General features: G+C 71.6%; 19 protein-coding genes. 18 read left to right on the top strand and 1 reads right to left on the bottom strand.

The window, feature by feature from the left end:
• Window positions 1-9: 9 nt before the first annotated feature.
• The 3 genes from A6P39_RS13990 to ftsH all read left to right on the top strand — a co-directional run bounded on the left by A6P39_RS13990 (window position 10) and on the right by ftsH (window position 6,271).
• Window positions 10-2,460, top strand: coding sequence for a [protein-PII] uridylyltransferase (locus tag A6P39_RS13990; protein ID WP_067041274.1), 2,451 nt, complete (start codon window positions 10-12; stop codon window positions 2,458-2,460).
• A gap of 211 nt (window positions 2,461-2,671) precedes the next feature.
• Window positions 2,672-4,222 (top strand): signal recognition particle protein, encoded by a 1,551-nt coding sequence (gene ffh, locus A6P39_RS13985; RefSeq protein WP_067041608.1) that lies wholly within the window; start codon window positions 2,672-2,674, stop codon window positions 4,220-4,222.
• Window positions 4,223-4,327: 105 nt separating this feature from the next.
• Window positions 4,328-6,271 carry an ATP-dependent zinc metalloprotease FtsH gene (gene ftsH / locus A6P39_RS13980; protein WP_067041277.1) on the top strand — a complete coding sequence of 648 codons (1,944 nt, stop codon included), beginning with the start codon at window positions 4,328-4,330 and terminating at the stop codon, window positions 6,269-6,271.
• A gap of 34 nt (window positions 6,272-6,305) precedes the next feature.
• Here ftsH and A6P39_RS13975 read toward each other — a convergent pair whose 3' ends face one another.
• The gene (locus tag A6P39_RS13975) at window positions 6,306-7,235 is read right to left on the bottom strand and encodes an SAM-dependent methyltransferase (RefSeq protein WP_199840711.1); all 930 of its coding nucleotides are present in this window, start codon (window positions 7,233-7,235) and stop codon (window positions 6,306-6,308) included.
• A gap of 521 nt (window positions 7,236-7,756) precedes the next feature.
• Here A6P39_RS13975 and A6P39_RS13970 point away from each other — a divergent pair.
• From A6P39_RS13970 to dprA, 15 genes are all read left to right on the top strand, one after another.
• Window positions 7,757-8,353, top strand: coding sequence for a hypothetical protein (locus tag A6P39_RS13970; protein ID WP_067041283.1), 597 nt, complete (start codon window positions 7,757-7,759; stop codon window positions 8,351-8,353).
• 314 nt (window positions 8,354-8,667) lie between these two features.
• Entirely contained in the window at window positions 8,668-9,087 is a 420-nt protein-coding gene (rpsP, locus tag A6P39_RS13965) for a 30S ribosomal protein S16 (RefSeq protein ID WP_061925778.1), read from the top strand.
• A 5-nt stretch (window positions 9,088-9,092) separates the two neighbouring features.
• On the top strand, window positions 9,093-9,332 hold the full coding sequence (locus A6P39_RS13960; protein ID WP_003973401.1) for an RNA-binding protein: 240 nt from the start codon (window positions 9,093-9,095) through the stop codon (window positions 9,330-9,332).
• A gap of 81 nt (window positions 9,333-9,413) precedes the next feature.
• Window positions 9,414-9,956 carry a ribosome maturation factor RimM gene (rimM, locus tag A6P39_RS13955; RefSeq protein WP_067041286.1) on the top strand — a complete coding sequence of 181 codons (543 nt, stop codon included), beginning with the start codon at window positions 9,414-9,416 and terminating at the stop codon, window positions 9,954-9,956.
• Complete coding sequence (gene trmD, locus A6P39_RS13950) at window positions 9,956-10,789, top strand: tRNA (guanosine(37)-N1)-methyltransferase TrmD (protein WP_067041289.1); 834 nt, start codon at window positions 9,956-9,958, stop codon at window positions 10,787-10,789. The genes rimM and trmD overlap by 1 nt, the downstream gene beginning before the upstream one ends.
• Before the next feature lie 135 nt (window positions 10,790-10,924).
• Window positions 10,925-11,275: a 50S ribosomal protein L19 gene (rplS, locus tag A6P39_RS13945; protein WP_030168262.1), complete on the top strand. Its 351-nt coding sequence runs from the start codon at window positions 10,925-10,927 to the stop codon at window positions 11,273-11,275.
• 46 nt (window positions 11,276-11,321) lie between these two features.
• Window positions 11,322-12,017: a signal peptidase I gene (gene lepB, locus A6P39_RS13940; protein WP_067041292.1), complete on the top strand. Its 696-nt coding sequence runs from the start codon at window positions 11,322-11,324 to the stop codon at window positions 12,015-12,017.
• Entirely contained in the window at window positions 12,010-13,101 is a 1,092-nt protein-coding gene (gene lepB, locus A6P39_RS13935; protein WP_067041295.1) for a signal peptidase I, read from the top strand. Before lepB (A6P39_RS13940) ends, lepB (A6P39_RS13935) begins: the two co-directional genes overlap by 8 nt.
• Window positions 12,989-14,002, top strand: coding sequence for a signal peptidase I (gene lepB, locus A6P39_RS13930; RefSeq protein WP_199840712.1), 1,014 nt, complete (start codon window positions 12,989-12,991; stop codon window positions 14,000-14,002). The genes lepB (A6P39_RS13935) and lepB (A6P39_RS13930) overlap by 113 nt, the downstream gene beginning before the upstream one ends.
• Window positions 14,003-14,262: 260 nt before the next feature.
• Window positions 14,263-15,048: a signal peptidase I gene (gene lepB, locus A6P39_RS13925; protein WP_067041298.1), complete on the top strand. Its 786-nt coding sequence runs from the start codon at window positions 14,263-14,265 to the stop codon at window positions 15,046-15,048.
• Window positions 15,038-15,562, top strand: a complete 525-nt coding sequence (locus A6P39_RS13920; protein ID WP_067041301.1) for an NUDIX hydrolase — start codon at window positions 15,038-15,040, stop codon at window positions 15,560-15,562. The genes lepB (A6P39_RS13925) and A6P39_RS13920 overlap by 11 nt, the downstream gene beginning before the upstream one ends.
• Window positions 15,563-15,618: 56 nt before the next feature.
• Window positions 15,619-15,927, top strand: coding sequence for a DUF2469 domain-containing protein (locus tag A6P39_RS13915; protein ID WP_003965949.1), 309 nt, complete (start codon window positions 15,619-15,621; stop codon window positions 15,925-15,927).
• Window positions 15,928-16,042: 115 nt separating this feature from the next.
• On the top strand, window positions 16,043-16,405 hold the full coding sequence (locus tag A6P39_RS13910) for a YraN family protein (protein WP_067041303.1): 363 nt from the start codon (window positions 16,043-16,045) through the stop codon (window positions 16,403-16,405).
• Window positions 16,406-18,031: a YifB family Mg chelatase-like AAA ATPase gene (locus A6P39_RS13905; protein WP_067041306.1), complete on the top strand. Its 1,626-nt coding sequence runs from the start codon at window positions 16,406-16,408 to the stop codon at window positions 18,029-18,031.
• Window positions 18,028-19,188 (top strand): DNA-processing protein DprA, encoded by a 1,161-nt coding sequence (gene dprA, locus A6P39_RS13900; RefSeq protein WP_067041309.1) that lies wholly within the window; start codon window positions 18,028-18,030, stop codon window positions 19,186-19,188. Before A6P39_RS13905 ends, dprA begins: the two co-directional genes overlap by 4 nt.
• The last annotated feature ends 372 nt before the right edge of the window (window positions 19,189-19,560 follow it).

Here is a 19,560-nt window from a genome sequence, read left to right as displayed (position 1 = left end):
AGCCACTGGGTGACGGGTACGGACGTGCGCACGGAAGCAGAGGACTCGGGACCCAGCGGCTACGCGGCGGCCCGGCTGCGCCTCCTCACCGAGGAGGCGCGGTCCGGGCCGCCGCGCCGTGCCGCCCTCGCGGAACTGACCGACGACTGGCTCGGCGGCCTGTTCACCGCGGCGGCCCGGGACCTCAGGGGCGCCTCTCTGGTCGCGGTCGGCGGCTACGGCCGCGGCGAACTGTCCCCGCGCAGCGACCTCGACCTCCTGCTGCTGCACGACGGCTCCGACCCCGGCGCGGTCGCCGCCCTCGCCGACCGCATCTGGTACCCCGTCTGGGACCTCGGCCTCGCCCTCGACCACTCCGTGCGCACCCCTGGAGAGGCCAGGAAGACCGCCGGGGAGGATTTGAAAGTCCAACTCGGTCTTCTGGACGCCCGGCATCTCGCCGGCGACCTCGGCCTCACCGCCGGCCTGCGCACGGCCGTCCTCGCCGACTGGCGCAACCAGGCCCCCAGACGCCTCCCCGAACTCCAGGAACTGTGCGCCGAACGCGCCGACCGGCAGGGCGAGTTGCAGTACCTGCTGGAACCCGACCTGAAGGAGGCGCGCGGCGGCCTGCGAGACGCGACCGCCCTGCGCGCCGTCGCCGCCTCCTGGCTCGCCGACGCCCCGCGCGAGGGCCTCGCGGACGCCCGCCGGCGCCTGCTCGACGTGCGCGACGCCCTGCACCTGACGACGGGCCGCGCCACCGACCGGCTCGCGCTCCAGGAACAGGACCAGGTGGCGGCCGAGCTGGGCCTGCTGGACGCCGACACGCTGCTGCGGCAGGTGTACGAGGCGGCGCGCGTCATCTCGTACGCCAGCGACGTCACCTGGCGTGAAGTGGGGCGCGTGCTGCGTTCACGCGCCGTGCGGCCGCGCCTGCGCGCCATGCTGGGGGGCGGCAAACCCGTCGCCGAGCGCTCACCGCTCGCCGAGGGAGTGGTGGAGCAGGACGGCGAGGTGGTGCTCGCCCGTGCCGCGCGCCCCGAACGCGACCCCGTTCTCCCGTTGCGCGCCGCGGCCGCCGCCGCGCAGGCCGGCCTCCCGCTCTCCCTGCACGCCGTACGCCGCATGGCCGCCACCACGCGCCCCCTGCCCACGCCCTGGCCCGCCGAGGCCCGTGAACAGCTGGTCACGCTGCTCGGCTCCGGCCGCCCGACCGTCGAGGTCTGGGAGGCGCTGGAGGCCGAAGGCGTGATCAGCCGCCTGCTGCCGGACTGGGAGCGGGTCCGCTGCCGCCCGCAGCGCAATGCCGTCCACGTGTGGACGGTCGACCGGCACCTGATCGAAACGGCGGTTCGCGCCTCCGAACTGACCCGCCGGGTCGGCCGCCCCGACCTGCTCCTGGTCGCCGCCCTGCTGCACGACATCGGCAAGGGCTGGCCCGGTGACCACTCGGTGGCCGGCGAGATCATCGCCAAGGACGTGGCCGCGCGGATCGGCTTCGACCGCGCGGACGTGGCCGTCCTCGCGACTCTGGTCCGCCACCATCTCCTGCTCGTCGAGACCGCCACGCGCCGCGACCTGGACGACCCGGCCACCGTCCGCTCGGTCGCCGAGGCGGCCGGCAGCCAGAGCACCCTGGAGCTGCTGCACGCGCTGACGGAGGCCGACGCCCTCGCCACCGGCCCGGCCGCCTGGTCCTCCTGGCGCGGCTCCCTCGTCGCCGACCTGGTCCGGCGGGTGTCCGCGGTGCTCGCCGGGGACGCCCCGGACGAGCCCGAGCCGACCGCGCCCACGGCCGAGCAGGAGCGCCTCGCCATCGAGGCGTTCCGCACCGGCAGCCCGGTCCTCGCCCTGCGCGCGCAGACGGAACCGGTCACGGACGAGGAGCCCGCCGGGGGACCGGAACCGCTCGGCGTGGAACTGCTCATCGCCGTACCCGACCAGCCCGCCGTGCTCCCCGCGGTCGCAGGTGTCCTCGCCGTGCACCGCCTGACCGTCCGCACGGCCGAGCTGCGCGCCCTGCGCCTGCCGGACGACGTCGACAACGGCTCGGTCCTCCTGCTCGACTGGCGGGTCGCCGCCGAGTACGGCTCCCTGCCCCAGGCCGCCCGGCTGCGCGCCGACCTCGTCCGCGCCCTCGACGGCTCCCTGGACATCGCCGGCCGCCTCGCCGAGCGGGACGCGGCGTATCCGAGGCGCCGCGGCCGGCTCGCCCCGCCGCCCCGGGTCACGGTGGCCCCGGCCGCCTCCCGCCACGCCACGGTGATCGAGGTCCGTGCCGAGGACGCCCCGGGCCTGCTGCACCGGATCGGCATGGCCCTGGAGAAGGCGGGGGTGCGGGTGCGCAGCATGCACGTGAGCACGCTGGGCTCCAACGCCGTCGACGCCTTCTACGTCACGACGGGCACGGGGGCACAGCTCCCGGCGCAGGACGCGGCATCGCTGGCGCGGGTGCTGGAGGAGACGCTTCGGGCGTGACCGTGTGGCCGTCGCGGCCGTTGACACGGCGTGGTCTCTGCGTACGCGGAGGTGACCCGGGACGGCTCTCCGAGGCCGACACGGACGCCATGTGATCCCCGCGGCTGCGGGGGAGCGCCCCGCTCGCCGGATGCGACGGGCGGGGACCGTTGTCCTGTCGGGCCAGATACTCTGGAAGACACTGCCCCCGACCCCGAGGACCGACGCCGCCGTGTTCGACACTCTCTCCGATCGCCTGTCAGCGACTTTCAAGAATCTGCGCGGCAAGGGGCGCTTGAGCGAGGCGGACATCGACGCCACCGCGCGCGAGATCCGCATCGCGCTCCTCGAGGCCGACGTCGCCCTGCCGGTCGTCCGCACGTTCATCAAGAACATCAAGGAGCGGGCCCTCGGCGCCGAGGTCTCCAAGGCGCTGAACCCCGCCCAGCAGGTCCTGAAGATCGTCAACGACGAGCTGGTCACGATCCTCGGCGGCGAGACCCGCCGCCTGCGCTTCGCCAAGCAGCCGCCCACCGTGATCATGCTGGCCGGTCTCCAGGGTGCCGGTAAGACCACGCTCGCGGGCAAGCTCGGCCGCTGGCTGAAGGAGCAGGGCCACTCCCCGCTGCTGGTCGCCGCCGACCTCCAGCGCCCGAACGCCGTCAACCAGCTCAGCGTCGTCGCCGAGCGCGCGGGCGTGGCCGTCTTCGCGCCGCAGCCGGGCAACGGCGTCGGTGACCCCGTCCAGGTCGCCAAGGACTCCATCGACCACGCGCGGTCCAAGGTCCACGACATCGTGATCGTGGACACCGCCGGCCGCCTCGGCATCGACCAGGAGATGATGCAGCAGGCCGCGGACATCCGCGACGCGGTCAGCCCCGACGAGATCCTGTTCGTCGTCGACGCGATGATCGGCCAGGACGCGGTCAACACCGCGGAGGCCTTCCGCGACGGCGTCGGCTTCGACGGCGTGGTCCTCTCCAAGCTCGACGGCGACGCCCGCGGTGGTGCCGCCCTGTCGATCCGGCAGATCACCGGCAAGCCGATCATGTTCGCGTCGAACGGCGAGAAGCTGGACGACTTCGACGCGTTCCACCCGGACCGGATGGCCTCCCGCATCCTCGACATGGGTGACCTGCTCACCCTGATCGAGCAGGCCGAGAAGACCTTCAGCCAGGAAGAGGCCGCCAAGATGGCCTCGAAGCTGGCGTCCAAGAAGGGCCAGGACTTCACCCTGGACGACTTCCTGGCCCAGATGGAGCAGGTCAGGAAGATGGGCAGCATCAGCAAGCTGCTCGGCATGCTCCCGGGCATGGGCCAGATCAAGGACCAGATCCAGAACATCGACGAGCGGGACGTCGACCGCACCGCCGCGATCATCAAGTCGATGACCCCGGGCGAGCGCCAGGACCCGACGATCATCAACGGCTCGCGCCGCGCCCGTATCGCCAAGGGCTCCGGTGTCGAGGTCAGCGCCGTGAAGAACCTGGTCGAGCGGTTCTTCGACGCCCGCAAGATGATGTCCCGCATGGCCCAGGGCGGCGGTATGCCGGGCATGCCGGGTATCCCGGGCATGGGCGGCGGTCCCGGCCGGCAGAAGAAGCAGCAGAAGAAGGCCAAGGGCAAGCAGCGCTCCGGCAACCCGATGAAGCGCAAGCAGCAGGAGCTGGAGGAGGCCCAGCGCCGCGAGGCGGCGGCCCAGGGCGGAGGCGCCTTCGGGGTGCCGCAGCAGGGCGGCCAGGAGTTCGAGCTGCCGGACGAGTTCAAGAAGTTCATGGGCTGAGCCCAGGGCCCGCCGGGCCTGTCGTACGTCACCGAGGGGCGCCCGTTTCCGCCAGGGCGCCCCTCTGCGCGTGCCGGTGCCCGACCCGTGTCGTACGGTCCGGATATGACCAACCCCGCGCCGCCGCGCAAGTCGCCGGACCAGCCCTGGCGCACCGAAGGCGCTCCGGAGGAGCCGCCGAAGCCGCCGCCCGGCGGGCCCCGGATGCGCGGCGGCTGGTGGCGGCTGATCCTCACGGCGCTGGTCGTGTACCTGATCGCCAACCTGGTGCTGTCCTACTTCGACCAGGAAAACGAGCCGACGATCGCGTACACCGAGTTCAGCAGGCAGGTGAACGACGGCAATGTCGCCAAGATCTACGCCAAGGGCGACTCGATCCAGGGGCAGCTCAGGAAGGAGCAGAAGAACCCCGAGGGCGGCGCGAAGTACACCAAGTTCAACACCGAGCGGCCGTCCTTCGCGCACGACGACCTCTGGGCGAACCTGACCAAGCACAACGTCACCGTCACGGCCGCGCCCGTCGTCCAGCACCGCAGCTTTCTCGCCAACCTGCTGATCTCACTGGCGCCCATGCTGATCCTCATCGCCGTGTGGGTCCTCATCGCGCGGCGGATGAGGGCGGGACTCGGCGGCGCGGGGGGCATGCTGGGCCGCAAGGCACCGCCGAAGCCGGTCGAGCTGGTGCCGGGGGAGAAGCGCACCACCTTCGACGACGTGGCCGGTATCGACGAGGTCGAGGGCGAGCTGAACGATGTCGTCGACTTCCTGAAGAACCCCGACGCCTACCGCCGCATGGGCGCCAAGATGCCCCGCGGCGTGCTGCTCACGGGACCGCCCGGCACCGGGAAGACACTGCTCGCGCGCGCGGTCGCCGGCGAGGCGGGTGTGCCCTTCTTCTCGGCCTCCGCGTCCGAGTTCATCGAGATGATCGTGGGCGTGGGCGCCTCGCGCGTGCGGGAGCTGTTCGCGGAGGCCCGCAAGGTCGCCCCGTCGATCATCTTCATCGACGAGATCGACACCATCGGGCGGGCCCGCGGCGGCGGCGCGTCCGTGGGCGGACACGACGAGCGCGAGCAGACCCTCAACCAGATCCTCACGGAGATGGACGGCTTCTCCGGTTCGGAGGGCGTCATCGTCATCGCGGCCACCAACCGCGCCGACATCCTCGACCCGGCCCTGACCCGGCCCGGCCGCTTCGACCGGGTGGTCCAGGTCTCGCCTCCGGACCGCGGCGGCCGCAAGGCCATCCTGGAGATCCACACCCGCGACATCCCGCTCGCCGCGGGCGTCGACCTCGCCCAGGTCGCCCGTACGACCCCGGGCATGACCGGCGCCGAGCTGGCGAACCTCGCCAACGAGGCCGCCCTGCTCGCGGTCAAGCGCAAGCAGCGGGCGGTGACCCAGTCCGACCTCTCCGAGGCGCTGGAGAAGGTCCAGCTCGGCGCGGAGCGCCCGCTGGTGATGCCCGAGGAGGAGCGCCGGCGCACCGCCTACCACGAGAGCGGGCACGCCCTGCTGGGCATGCTCCAGCCGGGCGCCGACCCGGTCCGCAAGATCACCATCGTGCCGCGCGGCCGGGCGCTCGGTGTCACGCTGTCCACGCCGGACGCGGACAAGTACGCCTACACCGAGGAGTACCTGCGCGGCCGGATCATCGGCGCGCTCGGCGGCATGGCGGCCGAGCAGGTCGTCTACGGCGTGGTGACCACCGGTTCCGAGAGCGACCTGGAGCAGGTCACCAACATCGCGCGCGGGATGGTGTCCCGCTGGGGCATGAGCCGGGAGGTCGGCCGTCTGTCCGCGCTCCCGAGCGACGCCCAGCAGGCCTACGGTCTCGCCGCCGCCCCGCAGACCCTGGACGTCATCGACGCCGAGATGCGCCGGATCGTGGACGAGTGCTACGAGGAGGCGTGCCGCAAACTCCGCGACCACCGCGGCCAGTTGGACGCCCTCGCCCAGGCGCTGCTGGCCAGCGAGACGCTGGAGGAGGCGGACGCGTACCGGATCGCCGGGATCACCCGCCTGACCAAGGACATCGAGGAACCCTGACGGGCCTGTCGGGCCCCGACGGTCCGGCCGGGTCCTAGGGCACGCGGGCGACGAGGTACCGGAACACGTTCGGCATCCACACGGTCCCGTCCGGGCGCCGGTACGGATGCAGGGCCTCGGCCAGCTCCTTGTCGACCTGCTTGGCGTCCGTCGCAGCGACCGCCGCGTCGAACAGCCCCGTCGACAGCAGGCCGCGTACGGCGCTGTCGAGGCCGGCGTACCCGAACGGGCAGGCGACCCGCCCCGAGCCGTCCGGCTTCAGCCCGGCCCGCTGGGCGACCTCCTCCAGGTCGTCCCGCCGGGCGGGCCGCCAACTGCGCGCGCTGCGCAGCGGATCGGCCAGTTTCGTCGCCACCCGCAGCACCGAGGAGGTGGCACAGCGCTCCGGCGGTCCCCATCCGGCCAGCACCACGGCGGCCCCCCGCCCGGCAGCCGGCAGCGCCTGGGCCAGCAACTCCCCGAGTCCCTCGGAGTCACCGGCGAGACACCCGACCGGCTCGAAGACGGTCACGAGGCCGTACCCGTTCGCCGGTGCGCCGACGGCATCGGCGGGCGACCCGCCGACGAGTTCCGCACCGGCACGCGCGCGTGTACGGCGGTTCTTGCCACGCCCGCCGTCGCGCACCGCGGGCACGCCGCTGCTCCTGGCAGGTGCCGCGGCCCCGCGCGAAGGGTGCGGGAGGAGGCGTTCGCGGGCCAGGGCGAGGCGTTCGGGCGAGGCGGCGTCGCAGCCCGTGACCGTGGCACCTCTGGCGGCGGCCATCAGCAGGGCGAGCCCCGAGCCGCAGCGCAGGCCCAGCAGCCGGGTGCCGGGGCCCACTTCGAGGCGCTCGTAGACGGCTTCGTAGAGCGGCACCAGCATCCGCTCCTGGATCTCGGACCAGTCACGCGCGCGTGCGCACAGGTCCACGCGGGGTGCGGAATCCGCGTGAGACGCGTGCTGCCGCACGAGCGTAGGTGTCATAGGTAAGCGCCCCAATCCGCCGACAGTTCGCCCTGTGTCCGGTAGCGCGGCCCCCGTGCCGTGCGCGCGCACTTCCCACGTATGCCAGGTAACTCCCGGCTCGCGGTGGCGTCCAGGGGTCGTGGAGCCCCGCTTGAGGTCCCGTCGCGTCTGTGGCGAGATTTCACATCCCGGCAATCTGGATGTCCGTAGGGTGTGCGTTTCCGAAGACGGGCCGGTGCCGGGGGGTCGGCAGGCGGGCGGTAACGTCACGGCCGTCACGGACGCAGAGCAAAGTGAGGCTCGGCGCGCAGTGCGGCCGAAACGTCTCTTGCGCATTCGCGGACCCACGTCCTGCCGGACACTACGCGCGGGGGCGTACGGCGGACTACGCACCGGCTTGATACGAGCTGCGAGGCTTCTCCGCAGATCAGCGCACCCGCCCTCGTCAGGACGCATCAGCGGCAACTGACGGGTACGTGCAAAATATTTGGGATGCCCCGGAATAGGAACACAGCGGCACCCCCGCTCGTTGTCATTACGTGAGCACGACACAGACACCACCTGTTCTCGCCGCGGAGCTGGCGCAGGCGTGGGCCGACATTCAGCGGTACCACCCCGAGCTGCCGGACCTCGCCGCGCCAGAATCACTGATCGGAGAGTCGTCGTCCGCGTGCGGTCACGAACTCTCCTTCGAGCGACTGCTCCATGAAGCAGTCCACGGCATCGCCGCCGCCCGTGGGATCCGCGACACCTCCCGCGCCGGCCGCTACCACAACCGCCGCTTCCTCGCGATCGCCGAGGAGCTGGGCCTGGACCACCCCGAGGAGCCGCACCCGAGCAGCGGCTTCTCCCTGGTCACGCTCAACCCCGAGGCGAGGCGCCGTTACCGCCCGACCATCGAGCGGCTTCAGCGCGCGCTGAAGGCCCACACGGCGGCCACGACGTCCGACACCACCCGCAGCTTCCGCGGCCCGGCCGCCCGGCACGGCTCCTCCGGCGGAGGCGTCCGGGTCAAGGCGGTCTGCGACTGCGGGCGCAACGTCCGGGTGGTCCCCTCGGTCCTGGCCCAGGCCCCGATCGTCTGCGGCGGCTGCGGCAAGCCGTTCCGGATCCCGGAGGTCGCGGGAGCGGCGTGACGCGGGCCGCAGAAGCCGGCATCTCGTGGGTGCCGGAAGCGGACTCGTCGTTCGGAAGCCGGACAGCACCGGGCAGCGCACCCGACGTGACCTCACCTCCACGCCGGGTGCCTCCCCGTCATGCCCAGGTGCGGCGCACGACCCCTCGGCCGGAAGCGGCCCGCGGGGTATGGCACAATGGCTAGCTGTACTCGACAGCCGCACAGGACCCCTCTCTCCTCCGGCTGACGCGTCCATCGGGCACTCGGGTACCGCAACCCCACGCGGCAGTCTCGCCGTGCCCAACCACGTCAAATCCAGGAGAACCCACTCCCGTGGCAGTCAAGATCAAGCTGAAGCGTCTGGGCAAGATCCGTTCGCCTCACTACCGCATCGTCGTCGCCGACTCCCGTACCCGCCGTGACGGCCGGGCCATCGAGGAGATCGGCAAGTACCACCCGACCTACAACCCGTCGGTCATCGAGGTGGACGCCGAGCGCGTGGCGTACTGGCTGGGTGTCGGCGCGCAGCCGACCGAGCCCGTCCTCGCCATCCTGAAGAAGACCGGCGACTGGCAGAAGTTCAAGGGCGAGCCGGCCCCCGCGCCGCTGCTCGTCGCCGAGCCGAAGGCCACGCGTCCGTCGTTCGAGGCTCTCGGCGGTGACGACGAGGGCAAGGGTGAGGCGATCACCCAGAAGAAGAAGGCTGAGAAGAAGGACGAGGCTGCGGCTGAGTCCGAGTCGACCGAGGCCTGAGCAGCATGCTCGAAGAGGCGCTTGAGCACCTCGTGAAGGGCATCGTCGACAACCCTGACGATGTGCAGGTCGCCTCGCGCAACCTGCGCCGCGGGCGCGTGCTGGAGGTCCGGGTCCACCCCGACGACCTCGGCAAGGTGATCGGCCGCAACGGCCGTACCGCGCGCGCTCTGCGCACCGTCGTGGGCGCCATCGGCGGTCGCGGTGTCCGCGTCGACCTCGTCGACGTGGACCACGTCCGCTGACGCTTCATCGCAACCGGCTCGGGCCGGGGAGGGCCACTGGGCCGTCCCCGGCCCGAGCCGTATGACAGGAGATTTGGACAGGTGCAGCTGGTAGTCGCACGGATCGGCCGTGCCCATGGCATCAAGGGCGAGGTCACCGTCGAGGTACGTACCGACGAGCCGGAACTCAGGCTCGCGCCCGGCGCCGTACTCGCCACGGATCCCGCCTCCACGGGACCACTGACCATCGAGACGGGGCGCGTCCACAGTGGCCGCCTTCTCCTGCGCTTCGAGGGCGTCACCGACCGCAACGCCGCCGAGGCCCTCCGCAACACCCTCCTGATCGCCGAGATCGACCCGGACGAGCTGCCCGAGGGCGAGGACGAGTACTACGACCACCAGTTGATCGACCTCGACGTGGTCACCGAGGACGGGGTGGAGGTCGGCCGGATCACCGAGATCTCGCACCTGCCCTCCCAGGACCTGTTCATCGTGGAGCGTCCGGACGGGACCGAAGTCATGGTCCCGTTCGTCGAGGAGATCGTCACCGAGATCGACCTGGAGGAGCAGAAGGCCGTCATCGCGCCCCCGCCGGGCCTGATCGACGACCGCGCGGTGATCGACTCGACCCGGGAAGAGTCCTGATGCGCCTCGACGTCGTCACGATCTTCCCCGAGTACCTGGAGCCCCTGAACGTCTCCCTCGTCGGCAAGGCACGCGCGCGTGGACAGCTCGGCGTCCACGTGCACGACCTGCGCGCGTGGACGTACGACCGGCACAACACGGTCGACGACACGCCGTACGGCGGTGGCCCCGGCATGGTCATGAAGACCGACCCCTGGGGCGACGCCCTGGACACGGTCCTCGCCGACGGCTACGAGACGGGCGCCCAGGCCCCCGCGATCATCGTCCCCACCCCCAGCGGCCGCCCCTTCACCCAGGAGCTGGCCGTCGAACTCTCCGAGCGTCCCTGGCTGATCTTCACGCCGGCCCGCTACGAGGGCATCGACCGGCGTGTGATGGACGAGTACGCGACCCGTGTGCCCGTCTACGAGGTCTCCATCGGTGACTACGTCCTGGCCGGCGGCGAGGCGGCCGTACTCGTCATCACGGAGGCCGTGGCGCGGCTGCTGCCCGGTGTTCTCGGCAACGCCGAGTCCCACCGCGACGACTCCTTCGCGCCCGGCGCCATGGCGAGCCTCCTGGAAGGCCCCGTCTACACCAAGCCGCCCGTCTGGCGCGGCCGGGACATCCCCGACGTGCTGCTCAGCGGCCACCACGGCAAGATCGCCCGCTGGCGCCGCGACGAGGCCCTGAAGCGTACGACCGCCAACCGGCCCGACCTGATCGAGCGCTGCGACCCCAAGGCCTTCGACAAGAAGGACCGCGAGATGCTCTCGATCCTGGGCTGGGAACCGGACCCCGAAGGAGAACCGTACGGCCGATTTTGGCGGCGGGCCGGGGGCATGGAACAATAGACCGCTGTTGTGCGCCCGTCCGGCGTGCGCCCCTGCCACAGGGGGACACGACGCCCGTCCCGACCCGCACGGCAGACCTCTTGTACACCTAGTTTCCGTTGATGACCTGTGGCATCAGCGAAGAAAGCAGACGAAATGTCTCACCTGCTCGACTCCGTCGACGCCGCGTCGCTGCGCAGCGACGTCCCCGCCTTCCGCCCGGGTGACACCGTCAACGTCCACGTCCGCGTCATCGAGGGCAACCGCTCCCGTGTGCAGCAGTTCAAGGGCGTTGTGATCCGTCGCCAGGGCTCCGGTGTCCGCGAGACCTTCACGGTCCGCAAGGTCTCGTTCTCCGTCGGCGTCGAGCGCACCTTCCCGGTGCACACCCCGATCGTCGAGAAGATCGAGCTGGTCACCCGTGGTGACGTCCGCCGCGCCAAGCTGTACTACCTCCGTGAGCTGCGCGGCAAGGCCGCGAAGATCAAGGAGAAGCGCGAGAGCTGAGTGCTCTCGAGGCGTCCATAGCGAGGCGGGATAGCATCTCGCCCCGATGGACACCGAAGCACAGCCGACGGAACGCGACCGCTCCTCCCACCCGGAATCCCCGGGGCCGGAGGGACGGTCGCGTTTCGCGTTGGTGTCGCGGATCACCGAGTGGCTGCCCGGCGGCTGGATCACCCTCACCCTCTTCGCCGGCCTGGCGTTTTTGCTGCTCCTCAACGCTTTCGTGGTGCAACCGTTCCAGATTCCGAGCGGATCCATGGAGCAGGGCTTGAGGATCGGGGACCGCGTTCTCGTAAATAAGTTGGCGTACCGTTTCGGTGCCCAGCCACGCCGCGGCGATGTGATCGTGTTCGACGGCACCGGGTACTTCGGGAACGCCGACTACGTCAAGCGTGTGGTCGGGGTAGGGGGCGACCATGTGGTCTGCTGCGACAAGAAGGGGAGGATCGAGGTGAACGGCCGCGCGGTCGACGAGTCGTCGTTCCTCTATCCCGGGGACAGCGCCTCCAGCGTGCCCTTCGTCGTCGTCGTGCCCGACGGCACCCTCTTCGTCCTCGGTGACCACCGCAGCGACTCCAGCGACTCCCGCGACCACCTCGGCTCGCCCGGCGGCGGGATGATCCCGGTCGGCGACGTGATCGGCCGGGCCGACTGGATCATCTGGCCGTACACCCACTGGACGCACCTGACGCGTCCTGACGCCTACGCGCGCGTGCCCGCCGCGGGCGGTGCGCATGGGTAACCGAGGCAAACCGCGCGGGGTGCCCGGCGGCCCCGCCGACAATCTGCTGCCCACCGGGGCGCGCCGCACCTCCGCGCCCGGCGGTGGCCGCACGCGCGCGGAGCGCCGCAAACTCCAGCGCAAGGTCAAGCGCAAGCGCAGGCGTTCGGCCGTTCGGGAGATCCCCCTTCTGGTGGGTGTCGCCGTCCTCATCGCCCTGGTCCTGAAGACCTTTCTCCTCCAGGCCTTCGTGATCCCGTCCGGCTCCATGGAGCAGACGATCCGGATCGGCGACCGCGTCCTGGTCGACAAGTTCACCCCGTGGTTCGGCGCCAAGCCGCACCGCGGAGACGTCGTCGTCTTCCACGACCCGGGCGGCTGGCTGGCGGACGAGCAGACCACGAAGAAGAACGACCCCGTCGTCGTCAAGCAGTTCAAGGAAGGCCTCACCTTCATCGGCCTGCTGCCCTCCGACAACGAGAAGGACCTGATCAAGCGGGTCATCGGAGTCGGCGGCGACCACGTCAAATGCTGCGACGCGCAGGGTCGGGTCACCGTCAACGGCGTACCGCTCACCGAGGGCGGCTACCTCTATCCGGGGAACTCGCCGTCCTCCACCCCCTTCGACATCACCGTCCCCAAGGGCCGGCTCTGGGTGATGGGCGACCACCGGGACAACTCGGCTGACTCCCGCGCCCACCAGAACACCCCGTACGGCGGCACGGTCTCCGAGAATTCCGTCGTCGGCCGGGCCATGGTGATCGGCTGGCCCATCGGCCACTGGACTCGCCTGCAAGAACCTAAAACCTTTGCAAGCGTCTCCCACTCCGTGTCGGGTGCGACCGCCGCTCCCCGGCTGTCGCATAGGGTTACCCCCGAGAATCCGAACGGAATCACCCAGCTCCCGACCCCTGCGGAACTCCCGCTCGTTATGGGAGTGGTGGGCCTGCGCCGTATCACGGTCAGGCGGCGGCACAGAGTAAGGAGTTGGCGTGGGGGATGTGGCGGTTGGCGCACGGTCGGGACACGACGGCGAAGAGCACCGCGGGCACCCCGTGGAAGCGAACGCCACCGGCCCGGACGGCGCCATGACCTCAGGGAATGACGCATTGGCGGGCGACGACGACACGCCGGACGACGAGCAGCGGCCCCCGGCCGGCGACGCGGGTGCGGGCGAGTCCGCCAGCCCGCCGAGGAAGACACGCTCCTTCTGGAAAGAACTGCCGATCCTCATCGGCATCGCGCTGGTCCTGGCACTGCTGATCAAGACGTTCCTGGTGCAGGCGTTCTCGATTCCGTCGGACTCGATGCAGAACACCCTCCAGCAGGGCGACCGCGTCCTGGTCGACAAGCTCACCCCGTGGTTCGGCTCCGAGCCGGAGCGCGGCGAGGTGGTCGTCTTCCACGACCCGGACAACTGGCTCGCGGGCGAGCCGACGCCGACGCCCAACCCGGTGCAGAAGGTCCTCAGCTGGATCGGCCTGATGCCGTCGGCGGAGGAGAAGGACCTCATCAAGCGCGTGATCGGGGTCGGCGGTGACACCATCCAGTGCAAGGGCTCGGGCCCGCTGCTGGTCAACGGCCACGCGCTGAACGAGCCGTACGTGTACCCCGGCAACACCCCGTGCAGCGTGGACGACCAGGGCGGCCAGTTCAAGGTGACGGTCCCCGACGGCTACATCTGGGTCATGGGCGACCACCGCCAGAACTCCCGCGACTCGCGCTACAACCAGACCGACAAGCACCACGGCATGGTCCCGGTCGGTGACGTCGTGGGCCGCGCGATCGTCAAGGCCTGGCCCATCAACCGCTGGGGCACCCTGCCGATCCCGGACACGTTCGACCAGCCCGGCATCTCCCAGCCGTCCTCGGCGTCCGCCGCCCTGACGGTGGCCCCGCAGGGCGTCGCCGTCGCGGCGGTGCTGCCGGTGGCGGTGTGGCGGCGCAGGCGCACGGACCAGCTGGAGTCCAAGATCGAGCGGAAGTCGCCCGCGGGCACCCGGTGACCGGACGGGGCCCGGCGCTCCCCGACGGGTGGAGCGCCGACCGCCTGCGCGCTCACTCCGGCGACGCGCGCGGTCCCGCTCTCCCCGGACCGGCGGGTGTACCTCAAGGGCGTCGGTGGCGGCGCCCTGGAGCGCCTGCTACGGGTCCGACCTGGCCGAGGTGATCCGGAACCTGTGAGTCCGACGTCGGCCGGATCTTTGATCCCGGTCGTGAAACAGGGGCTCCCCCTGCCTGGTACCGCCCGGTAGGGTGCGGGTCCATGAGCGGCGAGAGCACCACGCGTACGGCCCCGCACAGCGGCGGGACAGGCACGGCACAGGCCGGCGGCAGCCGGCTCGGACAGCGGCTGTCCGGGGTGGCCGTCGCCCTCGGTCTGGTGCTGTTCCTCGGCGGATTCGCCTGGGGAGCGGTGAGCTACCGGCCGTACACCGTGCCCACCAGCTCCATGACCCCCACCATCGACGCCGGCGACCGGGTGCTGGCGCAGCGCGTGCACGGCGGCGACATACGCCGCGGTGACGTCGTCGTCTTCGAGGACAAGACGTGGGTCACCAACTCCAAGGTGGTCAAGCGGGTCGTCGCGGTCGGCGGTGACACCGTCTCCTGCTGCACGAACGGCAAGCTGACCGTCAACGGCAAGCAGATCGACGAACCGTATCTGCCCAAGGGCAGCCTGGCCGAGATCACGAACTTCCCGACCGTCACCGTGCCCGAGGGGCGGCTCTTCCTCCTCGGCGACGAACGCCAGGGCTCGCTGGACTCCACCGCCCACCTCACCGACGCGGCCAAGGGCACGGTCTCGCGCGATGCCGTCTCCGCGCGCGTGGACGCCGTCGTCTGGCCCTGGAAGGGCGCGCTCACGCGTCCCACCGGCTTCGAGGCCCTCGGCACCCTCTCCCAGCCCGGCCCGCTGCGCACCATCGAGCTGCTGATCGTCGCCGGTGCCGTCCTGGTGCTGGCCGGCGGCGCCTACGGCCCGATCGCCAAGCGCATGGGCCGCTCCCGCGCGCGTACGGTCACTCCGGAGGCGGCCGGTGCCCGCTGAGGCCACCCGGACCGGCGAGGAGGCGAACGAGGGCGGGCTGCGCAAGGTGGCCCGGGTGGTCCTCCTCGACCCGGACGACCGCATCCTCCTGCTGCACGGCCACGAGCCGGGGGATCCGTCCGACGACTGGTGGTTCACCCCCGGCGGCGGGCTGGAGGGCGCCGAGACGCGCGAGGAGGCCGCGCTCAGGGAGCTGGCCGAGGAGACCGGCATCACCGAGGTCGACCTCGGCCCGGTGCTGTGGCGGCGCAGGTGCTCCTTCCCCTTCGCGGGCCGCCGCTGGGACCAGGACGAGTGGTACTACCTGGCCCGTACGGCGCAGACGGTCACCGCGCCGGCCGCGCTGACGGAGCTGGAGCGGCGCAGCGTCGCCGGAGCACGCTGGTGGACGTGTCAGGAACTGACCCGGGCACATGAGACGGTGTATCCGACCAGACTCGCCGAGCTGCTCCAGCGGCTGCTCGACGAAGGTCCCCCGGCCGGACCCGTGACCCTCGACACGGAAATCGTCTGAGGACTCCCGGAACTGGCGCACAATGGTGGGATCGCACGGCTGAAGGGGAACATGCCATGAGCGCCGAGGACCTCGAGAAGTACGAGACCGAGATGGAGCTGAAGCTCTACCGGGAGTACCGAGATGTCGTCGGTCTGTTCAAATATGTGATCGAGACCGAGCGGCGCTTCTACCTCACCAACGACTACGAGATGCAGGTGCACTCGGTCCAGGGCGAGGTGTTCTTCGAAGTGTCCATGGCCGATGCCTGGGTCTGGGACATGTACCGGCCGGCGCGCTTCGTCAAGCAGGTTCGCGTGCTGACGTTCAAGGACGTGAACATCGAGGAGCTGAACAAGAGCGACCTGGAGCTTCCCGGCGGCTGACGACGTCAGGTTCACCCGAAAGGGTGACGAAGTTTTCCACAACCGCTGAGTAGCTCACCAAGATCAACATCGTGCGGTCGGATGCGTGACCGTTGGCGCCGGAGGTGGTGCCGACATGAACGCACGAGAAGCACTCGGCAAGTACGGCGAGGACCTGGCCGCCCGGCGGCTCGCCGCGGCCGGAATGACGATCCTGGAGCGGAACTGGCGCTGCGGCCGGTCCGGCGAGATCGACATCGTGGCGCGGGACGGGGAGGCGCTCGTCGTCTGCGAGGTCAAGACGCGCAGGGGCGGCGGCTACGAACACCCGATGGCCGCGGTGAGCCCCGAGAAGGCGGCGAGGCTCCGCGAGCTGGCCGAGCACTGGATCCAGGCCCACGGAGGCGCCCCACCGGGCGGCGTCCGCATCGACCTGATCGGCGTCCTGCTGCCCCACCGCGGCGCCCCGTTCGTCGAGCACGCGCGGGGGGTGGCCTGAATGGGATTCGCCCGCACCTGCTCGGTGGCTCTGGTCGGCGTCGAGGGAGTGGTCGTCGAGGTCCAGGCCGACCTGGAACCCGGCGTCGCGGCCTTCACCCTCGTAGGCCTCCCGGACAAGAGCCTGACGGAGAGCAGGGACCGGGTCCGGGCGGCGGTGGTGAACTCGGGCGGCGAGTGGCCGCAGAAGAAGCTCACCGTCGGCCTCAGCCCGGCATCGGTGCCCAAAGCCGGCTCCGGCTTCGACCTGGCTGTCGCCTGCGCGGTGCTCGGCGCCGCCGCGCGCATCGATCCGCGCGTCCTCGCCGACATCGTGATGATCGGAGAGCTGGGCCTGGACGGCCGGGTGCGGCCGGTGCGGGGCATCCTGCCCGCGGTGCTGGCGGCGGCCGACGCCGGCTACGAGCAGGTGGTCGTTCCCGAATGCGCCGCCGCGGAGGCCTCGCTGGTCCCCGGGGTGTCCGTGCTCGGCGTGCGCAGCCTGCGACAACTCGTCGCGGTCCTCACCGAGGAGCCCGTCCCCGACGAGGAACCGGACGAGCAGGGCCGCCCGGACCCGCTCCTGGCCGGGCTGCGCGTGCCCGGCACCGGTGCGGCCACCGGCATGCACAGCGTCGGTGCCGCACAGCACGACCATGACCACGACCTGGCGGACGTCGTCGGCCAGACCTCGGCGCGTACGGCCGTGGAGGTGGCCGCCGCCGGCGGACACCACCTGTTCCTCGAAGGGCCACCCGGCGCGGGCAAGACCATGCTCGCCGAACGGCTGCCCGCCGTGGTGCCCCGGCTCACCCGGGAGGAGTCACTGGAGGTCACGGCGGTGCACTCGGTGGCCGGGCTGCTGCCGCCCGGCAAGCCGCTCATCGACGTCGCCCCTTACTGCGCCCCGCACCACTCGGCCACGATGCAGTCGCTCGTCGGCGGCGGCCCCGGTATGGCCCGCCCCGGAGCGGTGTCCCTCGCCCATCGCGGGGTCCTGTTCCTGGACGAGGCGCCCGAGTTCCACAGCCAGACCCTCGACGCCCTGCGGCAGCCCCTGGAGTCGGGACACGTCGTGATCGCACGCAGCGCGGGCGTCGTCCGGTTCCCGGCACGCTTCCTGATGGTGCTGGCGGCCAACCCCTGCCCCTGCGGACGCTTCTCCCAGCGCGACTCCCTGTGCGAGTGCCCGCCGTCGGTGATCCGCCGCTACCAGGCGAGGCTCTCCGGCCCGCTGCTGGACCGGGTGGACCTGCGCGTCGAAGTCGATCCCGTCACCCGGGCCCAGCTCACCGAACCCGGCGCCCGGGGCGAGTCCACGGCGACCGTGGCCGAGCGGGTACGGCAGGCCCGGGAGCGCGCGGCGGCCCGCCTCGCCGGGACCCCGTGGCGCACCAACAGCGAGGTGCCCGGCCGGGAGCTGCGCAGCCGCTACCACGCGGCGCCCGGCGCGATGGACGAAGCCGAGCACAACCTCGAGCGGGGCGTGCTCACCGCCCGCGGGATCGACCGGGTCCTGCGTGTCGCCTGGACGGTCGCCGACCTCGTCGGGCACGACCGGCCGGACGCGGCCGACGTCGCCCTGGCCCTGCAACTGCGCACCGGAGTCCCGCGCGGGATGCCGATGGCCATCGGGGCGCGGGCATGAGCACGGACGGGGATCTCGGCGGTGAACTGCTCGGGCGGGTCTTTCTCGCGCGGGTCGTCGAGCCGGGCGACGAGGTCGGCGGGCGGTGGGTGCGGGAGTTCGGGGTGGGGGAGGTGGTGCGGCGGTTGCGCGGTGGTGAGGAGGCCTTGCCGGGCGTGAGTCCGGTGCGGTGGGCGGGGCTGGTCGCGCGGGCCGGACGGGCCGAGCCCGAGCGGGATCTCGAGCTGGCCCGGGGCGTGGGGGCACGGTTCGTGGGGCCCCATGACGCGGAGTGGCCCCGGCAGCTCGATGATCTCGGGGACGCCCGGCCGCTCGGGCTGTGGGTGCGCGGGCATCCCAGTCTGCGGACGTGGGCGCTGCGATCCGTCGCGGTCGTCGGGGCGAGGGCCTGCACCGGGTACGGGACCCATGTGGCCGCCACCCTCGCCGGCGGGCTCGCCGAGCGGGGCTGGGTGGTGGTGTCGGGCGGGGCGTACGGCATCGACGGAGCTGCCCACCGTGGCGCCCTGGCCGCCCGCGGAGCCACCGTCGCCGTACTGGCCTGCGGTGTCGACCGGCCCTACCCCCGCGGTCACACCGCGCTGATCGCCAGGATCGCGGAGCAGGGACTGGTGGTGGGCGAGCTGCCACCGGGCGACCACCCGACGCCCAGCCGGTTCATCCTGCGCAACCGGGTCATCGCCGCGCTGACCCGCGGCACGGTCGTCGTGGAGGCCGCCAGCCGCAGCGGCTCCCTGGCCACCGCCCGGGCCGCACAGCGCCTCGGTCGGTTCACCATGGGCGTGCCCGGCCCCGTCACCAGCGCTCTTTCCGCCGGCGTGCACGAGCTGCTCCGTGGTGAGGCCACCTTGGTCACCGATGCCGCGGAGGTGATCGAACTCGTCGGCGACATGGGCGAGCTGGCACCGGTACGGCGCGGACCCGTGCTCCCGCGGGATCTGCTGGACCCGCCTGTCCGGGCCGTGCTCGCCGCCCTGCCCGGCGCCCGCGCGGCCCCCGCCGACGAGATCGCACTCGGCGCGCGGACCACGCGGGACGAGGCGATCGCGAGACTGTACGAACTCCGAGCACTTGGTTACGTCGAACGACATGGCGACGGCTGGAAGTTGACACGCCAGGCGGTGATGTCGGTCCGCACCGGTCGCGACCCCTCCTGACCCAGGGTGTTCGGCCGTCCGGGGGAATCCCCGACGCCCTTGACGTTTCCCGGAGTTGGCGCCACCGGCCGGTCACGCGGAGTGAGTCGCGCAGCCCGCTCGCGAGACCGGCCTAAGGGCCCCGCGCACGGGTGGAGCCTCGCTGTTCGCACACCGCGACACCTCAGTCACGCTACGCTCACGAAGACGTCGATCCGGATCGCGTCGACTCGACATCGGACCGACCGCCCACCCAGGCAGCCCATTCGCCCACCGACCCCCGCCCCTTCCACGTCTCCCGCCCCTCCCCGCCCTCCCCGCCCCTCCCGCCTCTCTTCGCTCCTTCTCACTTCACGGCACTTCACAGCACTTCACGGCAGAACGGCACAAGGC

It is taken from the genome of Streptomyces sp. FXJ1.172 (assembly GCF_001636945.3).
Classification (GTDB): Bacteria; Actinomycetota; Actinomycetes; order Streptomycetales; family Streptomycetaceae; genus Streptomyces.
Note: the sequence above shows the minus strand (reverse complement) of the source record. Positions and strands in the feature narration are given on the sequence as shown.

Excerpts from the sequence above, each read along its gene's own strand:
- ftsH (WP_067041277.1), top strand. The coding sequence starts at position 4,328 with ATGACCAACCCCGCGCCGCCGCGCAAGTCGCCGGACCAGCCCTGGCGC.
- A6P39_RS13975 (WP_199840711.1), bottom strand. The coding sequence starts at position 7,235 with ATGACACCTACGCTCGTGCGGCAGCACGCGTCTCACGCGGATTCCGCA.
- A6P39_RS13960 (WP_003973401.1), top strand. The coding sequence starts at position 9,093 with ATGCTCGAAGAGGCGCTTGAGCACCTCGTGAAGGGCATCGTCGACAAC.
- trmD (WP_067041289.1), top strand. The coding sequence starts at position 9,956 with ATGCGCCTCGACGTCGTCACGATCTTCCCCGAGTACCTGGAGCCCCTG.
- rplS (WP_030168262.1), top strand. The coding sequence starts at position 10,925 with ATGTCTCACCTGCTCGACTCCGTCGACGCCGCGTCGCTGCGCAGCGAC.
- lepB (WP_067041292.1), top strand. The coding sequence starts at position 11,322 with ATGGACACCGAAGCACAGCCGACGGAACGCGACCGCTCCTCCCACCCG.
- lepB (WP_067041295.1), top strand. The coding sequence starts at position 12,010 with ATGGGTAACCGAGGCAAACCGCGCGGGGTGCCCGGCGGCCCCGCCGAC.
- lepB (WP_067041298.1), top strand. The coding sequence starts at position 14,263 with ATGAGCGGCGAGAGCACCACGCGTACGGCCCCGCACAGCGGCGGGACA.
- A6P39_RS13915 (WP_003965949.1), top strand. The coding sequence starts at position 15,619 with ATGAGCGCCGAGGACCTCGAGAAGTACGAGACCGAGATGGAGCTGAAG.
- A6P39_RS13910 (WP_067041303.1), top strand. The coding sequence starts at position 16,043 with ATGAACGCACGAGAAGCACTCGGCAAGTACGGCGAGGACCTGGCCGCC.
- A6P39_RS13905 (WP_067041306.1), top strand. The coding sequence starts at position 16,406 with ATGGGATTCGCCCGCACCTGCTCGGTGGCTCTGGTCGGCGTCGAGGGA.
- dprA (WP_067041309.1), top strand. The coding sequence starts at position 18,028 with ATGAGCACGGACGGGGATCTCGGCGGTGAACTGCTCGGGCGGGTCTTT.